This window comes from Devosia sp. (genome assembly GCF_028290645.1).
In the GTDB taxonomy this organism is placed as follows: domain Bacteria; phylum Pseudomonadota; class Alphaproteobacteria; order Rhizobiales; family Devosiaceae; genus Devosia_A.
The window spans coordinates 1-13705 of sequence record NZ_JAQGJL010000381.1 but is presented as its reverse complement, the minus strand read 5'-3'; the positions used below and the strand labels follow the sequence as shown (position 1 = coordinate 13705).

Sequence of the window (13705 nt, the reverse complement as noted above, 5' to 3'; positions counted from 1 at the left end):
CAGTACCTCAACTCGACCCTCGCCGACTGGCTCGGCTACGACCTCGCCGAGTTCGAGGCGACCGCCATCCGGCTCGACGACATCGTACGCGGCGACGGCGCGAGCCTGCTGATGCGCGGCCGCTCGGACGGCGAGATCCGCACCGAGATCATCGATATCGACCTCGTGCGCCGCAACGGCACCAGCTTCCCGGTCCGCCTGATGCACCGCGCCGCCCGCCTTGCCGACGGCGAACTGGGCGAGACGCGCACCCTGGTGCTCGATCGCCGGCAGGGCGCCGACAAGGAAGAGGCGCTCCGCGCCTCGGAAGTCCGCTTCTCGCGGTTCTTCAACGATACGCCCTTCGCCATCGCGACGCTCGACCGGCAGGGCCGGATCATCCGCACCAACGCCCCGTTCAGCCGCATCTTCGACTGGGCCGGCGGCGACAAGTCGATCGACATGCAGCCGATGTCGGACCTCATCGCCGAAGGCAGCCGCGAGGCGTTCAGCAAGGCGATCAGCGCGGCACTGGCCAGCCGCTCCGAGATCGAGCCGGTGGATGCAACGCTCACCCGCGGCAGCGACCATGCCGTCCGGCTCTACGTCTCCAGCTCCGAAGAAGCGGAGGGCGCGGCCGAGCGGATCAACGTCTACGCCCTCGACATGAGCGAGCAGCGCAAGCTCGAGGCGCAATTCGCGCAGGGCCAGAAGATGCAGGCGGTCGGCCAGCTTGCCGGCGGCGTGGCGCACGATTTCAACAACGTGCTCACCGCCATCATCGGGTTCACCGACCTCTTGCTCCTCAAGCACAAGCCCGGCGATCCGTCCTTCGCCGACCTGATGTCGATCAAGAACAGCGCCAACCGCGCCGCCGGCCTTACCCGCCAGCTACTCGCCTTCTCCCGCCGCCAGACCCTTCGCCCGCAGGTGCTGGAAGTGCCGGGCCATCTCGACGACCTAACGGTGCTGCTGAAACGGCTGATCGGCGAGCAGATCACGCTCGATGTGGAGCACTCGGCCTCGGTCTGGCCGGTGAAGGCGGACCTCGTGCAGCTTGAGCAGGTGGTGGTCAACCTCGTGGTCAATGCCCGCGACGCCATGCCGAACGGCGGCGCGATCACGGTTCGCACGCGCAATGTCACCGAGGGTGAAGCCGCCGGCTTCACCTATACCGGCATGCCGCCGGCCGACTACGTGCTGATCGAGGTCGAGGACACCGGCACGGGCATGCCGCTCGAAATCCTCGAGAAGATCTTCGAGCCGTTCTTTTCGACCAAGGAATTGGGCAAGGGCACCGGTCTCGGCCTCTCGACCGTCTACGGCATCGTCAAGCAGAGTTCGGGCTTCATCTACACCGACTCCGTCGTCGGCAAGGGCACCACGTTCCGCATCTTCCTGCCGCGCTATGTGCCGACCGAAGGCGAGACGCCGGTGAAGCCGGTCGCGGCGCAGGTCAAGGACCTCACCGGCCACGAGCGCATCCTCATCGTCGAGGACGAGGACAGCGTGCGCGCCTTCTCCGCCCGGGCGCTCCGCACCACCGGCTACGAGGTGTTCGAGGCCGATTCCGGCGACGAGGCGCTCGATGTGCTGGAAGAGCTCGACTACAAGATCGACCTGATGATCTCGGACGTCGTGATGCCCGAAATGGACGGGCCGACCCTGCTCACCAAGGTCCGCGAGCGCATGCCCGACCTCAAGGTGATCTTCGTTTCCGGTTATGCCGAGGAGAACGTCCGGCAGGATATTGCCGACAACCAGAGCGTCGAGTTCCTGCCCAAGCCGTACTCGCTCGACCAGATCAATACCAAGGTCAAGGACGTGCTCGGCAAGGTCGATCAGGCGGAGTAGCGTTTCGGGCGCCGCGGGCCTATATGGCGGTGATGGATACGAGCCTCCCCAAGATCGATCAGTTCCTCGCCACCCTCGACAGTGCCGTTGCCGACGGCAGCTTCGTGCGCCTGGCGCTGCGCCTGCCGTTCGGCGCCGACGAGACGCTTAAGAGCGTCGACGTCAAGCCGGCGACGATCCGGGGTGAACTGAAGCTCAGCTTCACCTTCCACCACCAAACCCGCGACCTGGTGCAGAACCACCCGCCGGCGGGCGCCATCGGGCAGCTCAAGCGCCTGATGGAAAAGGACTTTCGGCAGGCCTTCCTGTTCACCACCGCGTTCGACCTGCAGTTCGACAGCCAGGGCAAATCGCCCCGCCTCAAGCACACCGAGCCGACCAGCAAGGCTTCGGCCTCGCTGGAGCACGACCGGGCCAAGGCCCGTCCGATCCCGGCTGCCGGCAAGGCGTGGCTGACCGAACTCGGGGTTACGGGAGCGGACGGAACGGTGCTGAAGGCGGCCGGGGACAAGTTCCGGCAGATCAACCGATACGTCGAAATCCTCGGTCCGCTGCTGAAGGCGATCCCCGAGGATCGGTTGCGGCGGGTGGTCGATATGGGGTCGGGGAAGGGGTACCTGACTTTCGCCGTGGCCGACTACCTGGCCTCGAAATGCATGCTTTCGACCGAGGTAGTTGGAGTGGAATTCCGGGAAGATCTCGTGAAATTTTGCAACGAGACTGCTGAGGCTACCGGCGTCAGCAATCTGAGCTTTTCGCAGGGCACGATCGAGAGCTTCGACTCGACCGGCGCGGACGTGCTCATCGCGCTCCATGCCTGCGACACCGCCACCGACGACGCGATCGCCAAGGGCATCGCCGCGGGCTCGGAACTGATCGTCGTGGCCCCGTGCTGCCACAAGCAGATCCGGCGCGAGATCGAGACCTCGAACCGAGGCACCGAGCTCGATTTCCTGATGAAGCACGGCATCTTCGTCGAGCGGCAGGCCGAGATGGTCACCGACGCCATGCGCGCGATGATCCTCGAGCATTTCGGCTACTCGACCAAGGTGTTCGAGTTCATCTCGGATGTCCACACGCCCAAGAACGTGCTGATTGTCGGAACGAAGACCAAGCGCGGCAAGGACGCCTCCCAGCTCAGGAAGCTCGCGGACGCCAAGGCCTTCTTCGGCATCCGCCGGCACTATCTCGAGGATGTGGTGGGGCTGTAGGGCCCAGACCAACTCCGATGTCATCCCAGCGAAAGCTGGGACCCAACTCCCCTGTTGCGCCAGCCGATAGACGGGTCCCAGCTTTCGCTGGGATGACATCTTTGGGGGTTGCTCGGTACTCGCCCCAGAAGTCCGCCTCAGGCCACCCGTCCGTTCGGCAGCGGGGTGCCGGGGGCTGCTAGTTTCCGGTCGGCCAGGGCGTCCCACAGGGCGTCGGGGACTTTCACGTTCCACCAGTCGAGGATGCCGCCCAGCTCTGCGGGTGAGCGCGGGCCGGGTAGGACGTTGCAGATGGCCTTGTGGGCGAGGGGGAACTGCAGGGCGGCGGCGCCCAGGGGGACGCCGAATTCCTTGCACAGCGCTTCGAGGTCGGCGACGCGCTTGATGATGTGCTCGGGCGCCTTGGCGTAGTTCCAGGTGCCTGTGCCCATCAGCGCCCCGCCGTTGAACGGCCCGCCGCAGACGACGGACGCGCCGCGCGCGAGGCAGGTGCTGAGGAACGGCTCGAGCGAGGTCTGCTCCAGAAGGGTGTAGCGGCCGGCGAGCAGGAACACGTCCCAGTCGCCGAGCGCGAAGGCGTCCATCAGCACTTCCCACTCGTTGACGCCAAGCCCGATGGCCGAAACCTTGCCCGAGGCCTTGAGCTCGGTGAGGGCCTTGTAGCCGCCCTCCTCGGCGAGCTGCTTCCAGTAGATGGCGTTCTGTTCGGCGCCGTGCGTGGCGACGCCGATATCGTGGACATAGAGGATATCGACCTTGCTCAGCCCGAGCCGGGCGAGGCTCGCCTCGTAGGAGCGCATCACCCCCCAATAGGTGTAGTCGTAGACCTGCTCGAACGGGAACGGCTTGACCCAAGCGTGCGGGTAGTCGCGCTCGGCGTCGGACTGGATGGGCCGGAGGATGCGGCCGACCTTGGTGGAGAGCCTGATGCCCTCGGTGCGGAAACGCAGGCCGTCGCCCATCAGGTGCTCGGAGCGGCCATAGCCGTATTGCGGTGCGGTGTCGAAGTAGCGGATGCCGGCGTCGAGCGCCGCGCTCACGGTGGCGCGGGCCTGATCGTCGGGGGTTTCCTGGAAGATGCCGGCAAGCGTCGCGCCGCCAAGGCCGAGTTCGGTCAATTCGAGGCCGGTGCGACCCACGGGGCGGGTGTTGAAACTGGTGGCGCTCATCTTGCTCTCGACTCCCTTGGTCCAACGGCGGCGGACACTGACATGTCAGTGTAGCGCGGTAAACCAGTCAAAGGGCGCAAGGCAAGGGCTGTTGAGGCGGCGAGGCCGGTGCGTGGGGACCCCCACCCCTGTCCCCTCCCCCTAAGAATGGGGAGGGAGACGTTGGCCTCGATTTCAGCGCGAGGGTCTCCCTCCCGATGTTTAGGGGGAGGGATTGGATCGCGCTGTTGCTGCTGTTTGCCCACCTCTCAGTCCTCACGAAAGGCGTGGCTCAACTGCGCGGCGAGCGGGCCCAGGAGGTATGACAGCACCGTCCGATCGGCCGTACGCAGGAACGCTTCGGCGGGCATGCCGGGGACGAGGTGCTGGTGGTGCGGCAGGCGGGCCAGTTCGGTCGCGCTGAGGCTCAGGCGGATCGAGAAATAGGCGGCGCCTGTCGTCGGGTCGCGCGACAGGTCGGGCGAGATGGATTGGACGGTGGCCGCCAGTTCGGGGGTGGTGCGGGCGTCGAGCCCGACCAGCCGCACCGAGGCGGCCTGGCCGACCGTCAGCTTGTCGACATCGAGCGGCGATACGCGCGCCTCGAGCGCCAGCCGGTCGGAGCGCGGCACCACCTGCATCAGCGTCTCGCCGGCCGAGACCACGCCGCCAACGGTGCGGACGATTGACTCGTGGACGATCCCCGCCTGCGGCGCCCGAATCTCCAGCTTCGCCAGCCGGTCCTCGGCGGCGATCTTCTGCTGCAGCAGTTCGGCGATCTGCAGGCCCGTATCGCGCAGGTCCTCCAGTACGCCGGCACGGAAGGTGGCGGTGGTTTCGGCGATCTTGGCGCGGCTGCCGGCAATGGCGGTGCGGGCGGACGCGATCTCGGCGGTGAGGTTGCCGGCCTCGCCTTCGAGCCGCGCCAACTCGCGCCTGGAGGTATTGAGCCGGCTGGCTTCGACGAGGCCGTTCCTGAACAGCGCTTCGGAATCCTTCAGCTCTGCCGCGAGGATATCGGCCTGCCGCTGCACCGCTGCCTGCTGGGCCGTGAGGCCGATGATCTGCTCGCCGAGCTGTCCGATCTGTTCGTCGAGCTGGGTGGCGAGCCCGGCCTGCGCGTCGGCGCGGCTCTGGCGCAGGCGGTCCTGCGCCGCGAGCAACTGGTCGAGATTCGCCCGGTCGGGCCAGTCGTCGAGGCCGGCGGGCAGGGTCAGGTGGTCGCTGCCGAGGCTTTCCGCCGTCAGCCGCGCTTCGAGCGCGAAGGCGGCGCTGAGCTGCGAGACGATCACCGCGAGATTGGCCGAGACGGTGGTGCCGTCGAGCCGCAACAGCAATTGACCGGCGGTCACCGCGTCGCCGTCCTTCACCCGGATCTCCGTCACCACGCCGCCCTCCGGGTGCTGCACCCGCTTGGAGCCCTCGAGCGGCACGACGGTGCCCTGCGCGACCACCGCCCCAGCGATCTCCGTGGTGCCGGCCCAGCCGCCGAGCAGGCCGGCGAACAGCGCGATGGCGACGAGGCCGGCGGTGGCGTGCCGCCCGAGGCTGCGGAGCGGGTCAGCCATTGACCCGCACGCCGTCGATGCGCGGGGCAGGGCCGGTGATCTGCCGCAACACCTCGTCCCTGGCGCCGAAGGCGCTCTGCCGGCCGTTCACCAGGTAGACCAGCTTGTCGCAGACGGCGATGGCGCTGGGGCGGTGGGCGATGACGATGATCACCGCGCCGCGGGTCTTGGCGGCAGTGAGCGCGGCGGTGAGGGCGGTGTCGCCGGCGAAGTCGAGATTGGCGTTGGGCTCGTCGAGCACCAGCAGGAACGGGTCGCCGTAGAGCGCGCGGGCCAGCCCGATGCGCTGGCGCTGGCCGGCCGACAAGGCTGCGCCACGTGCACCGATGCGGGTGTCATAGCCGTCCGGCAGGCCGGTGATCAGCTGGTGGACCTCGGCGAGGCGCGCCGCTGCCAGCACGCCCTGGCTGTCGGCATCGGGGCGAAAGCGGGCGATGTTCTCGGCGACGGTGCCGTCGAACAGCCCGACGCTCTGCGGCAGGTAGCCGATGCGGCGGCCGACCAGCATCGGGTCGTAGTGCGCGAGTTCAGAGCCGTCGAGCCGCACTTCGCCCTGCAGCAGTGGCCAGATGCCGACGAGGCCGCGCGCCAGCGAGGTCTTGCCCGAGCTCGAGAGGCCGAGCACACCCATCGCCTCGCCGGCAGCGAGCGAGAAGCTGACGCCGGTGACGAGCGGCGGCCCCCGCAGGTCGGGGCCGGTGGCCAGGTTCCGTACGTCGAGGCTCAGCTCAGGATCGGGCAGGCTCAGCCGTGGGGCTGCGGCGGGTTGGGCCGCGAGCAGCGCTTCGATGCGGCGCAGCGCCTGCCGGGCGGCGGCGAGGCCACGCCATTGGGCGACCACCTGCTCGACCGGCGCCAGTGCCCGCGAGGTGACGATCGAGGCGGCTATCATCAGGCCCGCCGAAAGCTCGCCGCGGATGACGAGCCAGGCGCCCAGCGCCAGTACGGCCGATTGTAGCAGGAAGCGGAACGACTTGGTTACCGATGAATAGAGCGCCCCGACATCGGCGGTGCGGTTCTGCACCGCCGCCAACGCCTCTGACCGGACCTGCCAGCGGCTGGTGATGTCGTCGAGCATGCCCATGGCGAAGATCGGTTCGGCATTGAGGCGGGCGTCGTCGCCGAGCGACTGGCGCTGGGTCAGGGCGGCGGCCGCCTCAGCGGTCGGGCGGCCGGCGAGCCGCTCGTTGATCACCAGCAGTGTCGTTGCCACCAGCGCCCCGCCGGTCGCCAGCCAGCCGAGATCGGGGTGGAACATGAAGACGATCAGCAGATAGACCGGCAGCCAAGGGAGGTCGAACAGCGCCAGCGGGCCGGGGCCGGCGACATACTGGCGGATCGTATCGAGGTCGCGCACCGCATCGGGTCGCGCCGCGCTCAGGGGCGTCAGGCCCAGCCGCAGCGAGGCGCGGAACACGTCCGGCGCGATGGAAGCCTCGAGTGCGCCGGCGAAGCGCGAGGCCATGCGCGAGCGGACGAGATCGAGGAGGGCGAGGAAGGCGTAGACGCCGGCGACCAGCGCGAACAGCGCTACCAGCGTCGGCACCGAGCGGCTGGCGAGCACCCGGTCATAGACCTGCAGCATGAACAACGGGCCGGTCAGCACCAGAAGGTTCGCCGCGAGGCTGACGATGCCGAGCGCCAGCAGCGGGAAGCCGGTGCGCCGGACGAGGGTGCGGACGACGCTTTCGCGCCGGGCGCCGTTCGACATTTCAATACCCCGTCGCTGCCCGGTTAGACGACTGGGCCGGAGTCTCTGTGCAGTGGAGCCCCGCATGAACTGCCGGCCCCGGATGGCAGCCATGCGGGGGCGGCATGCCGCCTGTGACAAGGGCTGCAAAAAACCCCGGAACGGCGACGTTCCGGGGCTGAGGCGTGGCGGAGCTGGTGCCGCATTTTTCAGCAGGGGGGTCCTGGAAACCCCGCTGCCGAATTGTGCGGCAGGTCAGACGATCCAGTCGGACGCGGCGAGCAGAGATTCGAGCGTCGCGCCGTTGAGACTCATGGCCAGCATGTCGCCATGGGCATCGGCGACGTGGATTTCGACGTGTTCTCCGGTGCCGTCGACGTCGAGGCCGAGGCTGGCATAGGTGTCGCCACTGCTCGCCGCCGCCTCGGTGAACGCGGCGAGGAATGCGGCCGGTGTCGAGAACGCCGTGAGCCCGATATCGAGCCGGTCGCCATAGCGCAGCGAGAAATCCTCGATCGTGTCGCGGCCGGCCGAGAACACGAAGGTGTCGGCGCCCGAGCCGCCATTCAGCAGATCGAAGCCGTCGCCGCCGAACAGCCGGTCGTTTCCGCCCTGCCCGTAGAGCTCGTCGTCGCCGGTCCCGCCCGACAGATAGTCGTTGCCGCCGCGGGCGAAGAAGCGATCGTCGCCGGCAAAGCCGAAGAGTTCGTTGGCGGTATCGTTGCCGGTGAAGGTGTTGGCGAGCTCGTTGCCGAAGCCGTTCACCTCGCCGGTGCCGGTCAGCTCGAGCGCCTCGTTCTGGTCGCCCAGCGCGTAGCTGTGGGCCGAGACGATGCGGTCGAAGCCGGCGCCCGAGAGCACCACGTCGCGCGATGAGCCGATGGTGATCCGGTCGGAGTCGTCGGTGCCGAAATAGGTGGTCGGGAGATCCGTGAGGGTCGAAGCCGCCACCGTGCCGTCGGCGAAGCGGAAGGCTTCGATGCCGCCGATTACGTCGTAGGCGCCGCCTCCCTTGTGAAGGACGAAACGGCCCGAGAGGTCCCGGGTGATCAGGTAGTCGTCCTGGCTTCCGCTGTAGCTGAGGACGTCGAGCCCCTGGCCGCCGTCAATGACGTCGCTGCCGCCCGATGCGACGACGAGGTCGTCGCCCCTTTCGGCGTAGAGCCGGTCGTTGCCGGCGCCGCCGATCAGGGTGTCGGCGCCGGAGTTGGCGTGGAACTCGACGCCGGTGTCGTCGCCGGTGAGCACCTCGACCTTGGTGGTGCCGAAGACGTTGCGGAAGGTCACGATGTTGGTGGTCATGTCGGTGGGAGCGCCGTAGCTCGTGCCCTCGTCATTGACGAACAGCGTGGGGGAGAGGTAGGTCGCCTCGAGCGCCGTCCTGACCGAGCTCAGCACCTCGACCACGTTGTGGTGGTCGTCGCCGCCGTGGAAATTGATGTCGCGGTTGGTCTCGCGCACCTGGATGGTGTTGTTGGCCTCGCTGGTCCAACTGGCGAACAGCACGGCGTGGCGGGTGTCGAAGGCCTCGAGCCCGACCATCTGGCTGTCGTAGAGCGCCTTGAGCTGGAAGGCGTAGCCGTTGCCGCCATCGCCCTTGTTCACCGCCCCATCGACCGAGAGGTTGGAGGCATCGAGGAAGATCGACTGCGAGAAGGTGAAGCCGTTCGAGGGGGCGTTCTCGATGGCGATGTCGAACAGTTTTACGTGGCTGGTGGCAGAGAGCAGCACGACGTTCGAGCGGTCGAACGAGGCTTCGACATTGGTAAAGTTCCCGGGGTCCTGCTCGGCGAGGCCGGAGCGGACGGTGAAGCCGCCGAGCCGCACGTTCTCGGCGACCTCGATCTTCTGCACCGAGGCGGCGGTGGAGAAATCGAAGGCGACCCCGTTGGTCAGCCGCACGGTGTCGCCGTTGACCGAGGCGACCTCGACCATCGAGGTGCGCAGCGGCTTGTCCTCGCGCCAGTGGGTGTCGCCGATCTGGTCGAGGTATGCATCGGTGTTGGGGAGTTCGATCCACAGGTGGTCGCCGGTCTGAAGCGCCGACGCGTCGTCGAGATGGAGGTACATCGCGCCTTCGCCCACGCCCTCGCTCAGCGTGAAGGCGCCCGAAAATACCGGCGCGTCGATTTCGCCGCCGATTTGGAAGGCGCCGCCGGCGCGGGCGTTGCCGACGAGGTCGATGCCGGTCGCCTCCGAGCCGGTGCCCATCACGGTGATGTCGTCGCGGTTGATGACGACGGTCCGGTCGAACTCGAACGTGCCGGCGCCCAGAAGGATGGTTTCGCCGGCCGGGGCCGAATCGACAATGGCCTGCAGCTCGGCCGCTGAGGTCGCGGCGGATACGGTGATCATTGGGAGTGCCTTTCGCTAGTCGGTGGAAATTGACGCGAATGCCTCCCTTTGCATCGCGGCGGCAGTGTTCCTGCGAGGACTGAAGCAGGCCTGAGGGCGATCGCTCGGATTTACCGCAAATGCGAACCGCCGCGCGGGAACGCCGGCAACCTCGCCCGCCAATCTGGGCAGGGAGGGGGCGAGATCGTGGTCGATGCGAAAATGTTGGGGAGGGCAGGTCCGGATCGCAGGTGACTCGATGCGCAGCCATCGAGGGTGGGGCCACTCCTACCCTCAGTCCCTCCCCACACGGGGGAGGGAGGCCGATCGAGTTTGCCGGACCATCAGTCGTCTCCCTCCCCCCTGTGGGGAGGGATCAAGGGGGGGTGCCCCACGCTCCGGCGTTAGAGCTGGCGGATCACCACCGGCCGCTCCGCATCCCACGCCACCGCGTTCCGCAGCGGTAGGCCGAACTGCGGTTCCTCGATCTCGAACACGTCGCCCGGCTCGGTCTTGATGCCGTCGGCGAAGCTCAGCGTCGCGGTGCCGAACATGTGGACGTGGATGTCGCCGGGCTGGCGGAACAGGTCGTACTTGAAGTGGTGGTGCTCGAGGTTGGCGATGGTGTGGCTCATGTTGTCCTCGCCGGAGAGGAACGGCTTTTCCCACAGCACCTTGCCGTCGCGGATGATGCGCGACATGCCCGAGACGTGCCGCGGCAATTCCCCGACCCGCAGCTCCGGTCCGAACGAGCAGAAGCGCAGCTTCGAGTGGGCGAGGAACAGGTAGTTCACCCGCTCGGTGACGTGGTCGGAGAACTCGTTGCCGAGTGCGAAGCCGAGCCGGAAGGGCGTCCCGTCCCTGCCGATATAGTAGATGCCGGCGATTTCCGGCTCCTCGCCGGCGTCCTTGGCGAAGGCGGGCGAGGGGATGGGCTTGCCGGGGGCGGCGACGGCATAGCCGTTGCCCTTGTAGAACCACTCGGGCTGGACGCCGATCTCGCCCGGCGCGGGCTTGCCGCCTTCGAGGCCCATGCGGAACATCTTCATCGAATCGGTCAGCGGCGCCTCGGCGGCCTGCTGGTCGGACTTGTGCATGGCGTCGCGGGTCGAGGCCGAGCCCAGGTGGGTGAGGCCGGTGCCGGTGACATAGAGATGCGCCGGATCGGGATGGTCGATCGGCGCCAGCAGCCGGCCGGCGTTCGCCAGCGCTGCCCGATCGAGCCCGGCCCCGAGGCCCTTTTCGAGCACGACGGCGCGCAGCGACAGGCCGCGCTCTGCGGCTTCGCTCGCCAATGCATAGACGCTCGACGCGCCGTTCACGGCGCTGGTGACGCCGCCTTCCGTGACGCCGACGGCCCGCGCGCCCCTGTCGTCCTCGTACTGGATGAGATGCATGAAGCCCGTTCCCCTCGGTTGTCCCTGCGCCCTATAGCGCGGGCAGGAGGCGAATGCATTTGGATTTTGGATGTAGATCGCCGTTCCGGGTGCCAATGCACGCAAGGGCGAATCGGTCATCATCGGAGAGTAAGGCACAGCGAATTTACGGTAGTGTCTCAGTTTGAATTTGGGCGCTCTTGACGCCTATGGTTCCGGGGTCCGAATGCCCATATGCTTAGCGCAAAGCATGGGAGGGCCGGAGATGGCGAAATACCCACCGCAGACGTGTAGGGATTGTGGCTCTGCCAGTTGGGTCTGGTCCAGCAAGGACTACCTTGAGGGCAAGCCCCGCATCATTGTGCAGCAGCCCGGAAACTGTAGGTCAAACGACCCGTTGAAGCGATCTGGGAACGGGGAACGATTGAGGGCTCAACAGCCATATGCCGATTGCGCCGCGTGGAGTCCTATGGAGCAAGAGCCGAATGCCCACCGGACCTAAAGGACAGAAGCGCCCCGCCGACGCCATCGGCCTAGCCGTGCGCATCGCCCGCATTGCGACTGGTGAAGAGCCGGAAGAGCTGCCCGCTGACGATGGCAAGGACAAGGCTGCGCAAGAGCTGGGCCGCAAGGGCGGCAAGGCGCGGGCTGAGTCTATGGCGCCAGAGCGGCGGGCGGAGATTGCTCGGAAGGCGGCAGCTAAGCGGTGGGCTAAGTAGCTAGCGCTTCTTCAACCGCATCGATGATGGGCTGTACTTCCTCTTTGCGCACAGCATTCGCCCACTCGGTGCACATGTCATGCCAGAGCACGTCACCGCCGCACATAAGAGAGTTTGCTGCGGCACGCACCCAATCGTGATGGTCCGCCAAAAGCATTGCCCTGTCGCACGCATCGCTAGTCAGCGCGATATCTCGTCCTATCTTGCTCCACAAATGCATCCAGTTCTTCTGCTTGAGGGTGTTGAAAACAACCCGCTCCGGCGCATCCCCCCCTGGCAGCACGACGCACCCAAGTGCGCTCCCCTGATCGCCATCAAGGAAGACCACGGTAGGGCGCGGGAATCGCTTCGCTGAAACCATTTGCCCTAAGGCGATGCCAAGGTTTGCGGCGCCATACGGGATGATCGCGCAGCGCACGAACAACTCCCGGGCATGGCGGCTGAGTATCTCCGCTAGCCACACAGCGGCCTTTGGATCTTCTACGAAAAGTTCGGCCTCGGCGTGGGGCTCATCGTCCATCTGCGTCATGGCGAACTGAGGGCTCACACCATTCGCGATTTCCTTGCGCCCGCCGGTCTCCAGAATGTAGGTGCGAGCGGAAAGCGGCAGTTCCTCAAGAACATATGGGGAGTGTGTGCTGAGAATGATCTGGCACTCTCGTTCACGGGCAGCGACGGCGAGGTCGCGTATGAGACGCCTTTGCGCCCGAGGATGAAGCGACGACTCGATTTCATCGATGATTATGAGCCCGTACTGCGGAAGCTCTGTGCGCAACAGTTCGGCCATCGTTGTTTCGCCGGACCCTTGGTGGAAGCCCGAGTATGGAACGTTGCCCTTCGATAGGACGGTCAGTTCTCGCGTTTCGTCGATATTGGTGTACGCCATGCGCGCGTTGTCGTACTCGCGACCCATGATCTGGGACAGCCGCTTCACCTGCTGATTTGTGAACGGCAGTGCTCGGGCTGGATTTTCCAGATGCTTGGTCTTCGCAATTCTCGCGTAGCCGACGCGTGTGGCAACCGGCTGGAGTCGGCTTAGGTCGATGTACTCAACCCGGCGCTCCGGCCTATCTGGCTGACCCAACCATCGCGTCGTCGGCTTCCGTACCGATCCCAATGGATGGTCTTCACCCTGCTTGTAGCCAAACTCGATACGGGCATCCGGTAGGTTGTCCCAAGCGGTTTCAGGGAAGAACTCAGAGGGGAACCAGGTCTGGTGGTTTTCCGGCTGTCGATAAACGCAGGCAGCCGCTTGAAGGATTGTGCTCTTGCCTGAGCCGTTCTCTCCGACGATCGCCACAATGGGGAAGTCAAAATTGATCCGCTGGCCCTCCCATCCGCGTATCTGCTTCATCTCTAGCCATTCCAACCACTTAGGCCACCCATTGCGGGACTGCCATTTGGTTTCCAGTCGGCGCATCTCGTTGCTCAATGCCACGGCTCGCTCCAAAGACTCGCTTACGCCAAGCGCGACTCGCGCCAAGGCTCGGCAAGAGCGATAGACATCGCCGTTTAATTTGTCTAGATGAAAATTAAATAGAGGAACGAGTCGCTCTGGAGGTGCAAAGGCGCGATCAATGTGACAAATACGCTTGACGCTAAGCATAAAAGTTCATATTGTCGGGCTATGAACAAGCTCGACACAAAGACCCGCGCGCAAATCCTGAGCCTTCTGGTGGAAGGCACTTCGATGCGCGCAGTCTCGCGCCTCACGGGCGTGAGCATCAACACCGTGTCAAAGCTGCTAGTTGAGGCGGGGCGGGTGGCTGCTGCCTACCACTCGCGCACCGTCCAGAACGTCCCGGCAAAGCGGGTCCAGTGCGACG

8 protein-coding genes and 1 pseudogene are annotated in these 13705 nt (G+C 66.1%); 3 read left to right on the top strand and 6 right to left on the bottom strand.

What is annotated here, in order from left to right; translation table 11 throughout:
* Both JWQ89_RS20330 and JWQ89_RS20325 read left to right on the top strand, forming a co-directional pair.
* Nucleotides 1–1833: PAS domain-containing sensor histidine kinase (locus JWQ89_RS20330; protein WP_299644098.1), on the top strand; the 1833-nt coding region annotated here is incomplete at its 5' end.
* Between the two features lie 32 nt (nucleotides 1834–1865).
* Nucleotides 1866–3044 carry an SAM-dependent methyltransferase gene (locus JWQ89_RS20325; RefSeq protein ID WP_299644096.1) on the top strand — a complete coding sequence of 393 codons (1179 nt, stop codon included), beginning with the start codon at nucleotides 1866–1868 and terminating at the stop codon, nucleotides 3042–3044.
* Nucleotides 3045–3181: 137 nt separating this feature from the next.
* Here JWQ89_RS20325 and JWQ89_RS20320 read toward each other — a convergent pair whose 3' ends face one another.
* The 6 genes from JWQ89_RS20320 to JWQ89_RS20295 form a co-directional block, all read right to left on the bottom strand.
* Complete coding sequence (locus tag JWQ89_RS20320; protein ID WP_299644094.1) at nucleotides 3182–4213, bottom strand: aldo/keto reductase; 1032 nt, start codon at nucleotides 4211–4213, stop codon at nucleotides 3182–3184.
* A 248-nt stretch (nucleotides 4214–4461) separates the two neighbouring features.
* On the bottom strand, nucleotides 4462–5760 hold the full coding sequence (locus JWQ89_RS20315) for an HlyD family type I secretion periplasmic adaptor subunit (protein ID WP_299644093.1): 1299 nt from the start codon (nucleotides 5758–5760) through the stop codon (nucleotides 4462–4464).
* Nucleotides 5753–7471, bottom strand: coding sequence for a type I secretion system permease/ATPase (locus JWQ89_RS20310; protein ID WP_299644092.1), 1719 nt, complete (start codon nucleotides 7469–7471; stop codon nucleotides 5753–5755). The genes JWQ89_RS20315 and JWQ89_RS20310 overlap by 8 nt, the downstream gene beginning before the upstream one ends.
* Before the next feature lie 234 nt (nucleotides 7472–7705).
* The gene (locus JWQ89_RS20305) at nucleotides 7706–9805 is read right to left on the bottom strand and encodes a calcium-binding protein (protein WP_299644090.1); all 2100 of its coding nucleotides are present in this window, start codon (nucleotides 9803–9805) and stop codon (nucleotides 7706–7708) included.
* A gap of 383 nt (nucleotides 9806–10188) precedes the next feature.
* Nucleotides 10189–11181 (bottom strand): AraD1 family protein, encoded by a 993-nt coding sequence (araD1, locus tag JWQ89_RS20300; RefSeq protein WP_299644088.1) that lies wholly within the window; start codon nucleotides 11179–11181, stop codon nucleotides 10189–10191.
* Nucleotides 11182–11871: 690 nt separating this feature from the next.
* Nucleotides 11872–13317, bottom strand: coding sequence for an AAA family ATPase (locus JWQ89_RS20295; protein ID WP_299644087.1), 1446 nt, complete (start codon nucleotides 13315–13317; stop codon nucleotides 11872–11874).
* Nucleotides 13318–13506: 189 nt separating this feature from the next.
* On the opposite strand from JWQ89_RS20295, the pseudogene JWQ89_RS20290 reads away from it, so the two are divergent.
* A pseudogene (locus JWQ89_RS20290) lies at nucleotides 13507–13705 on the top strand (helix-turn-helix domain-containing protein); the annotation flags it as partial.

Coding starts and splice junctions, on each gene's coding strand:
- JWQ89_RS20325 (WP_299644096.1), top strand. CDS start 1,866: ATGGATACGAGCCTCCCCAAGATCGATCAGTTCCTCGCCACCCTCGAC.
- JWQ89_RS20320 (WP_299644094.1), bottom strand. CDS start 4,213: ATGAGCGCCACCAGTTTCAACACCCGCCCCGTGGGTCGCACCGGCCTC.
- JWQ89_RS20315 (WP_299644093.1), bottom strand. CDS start 5,760: ATGGCTGACCCGCTCCGCAGCCTCGGGCGGCACGCCACCGCCGGCCTC.
- JWQ89_RS20310 (WP_299644092.1), bottom strand. CDS start 7,471: ATGTCGAACGGCGCCCGGCGCGAAAGCGTCGTCCGCACCCTCGTCCGG.
- JWQ89_RS20305 (WP_299644090.1), bottom strand. CDS start 9,805: ATGATCACCGTATCCGCCGCGACCTCAGCGGCCGAGCTGCAGGCCATT.
- araD1 (WP_299644088.1), bottom strand. CDS start 11,181: ATGCATCTCATCCAGTACGAGGACGACAGGGGCGCGCGGGCCGTCGGC.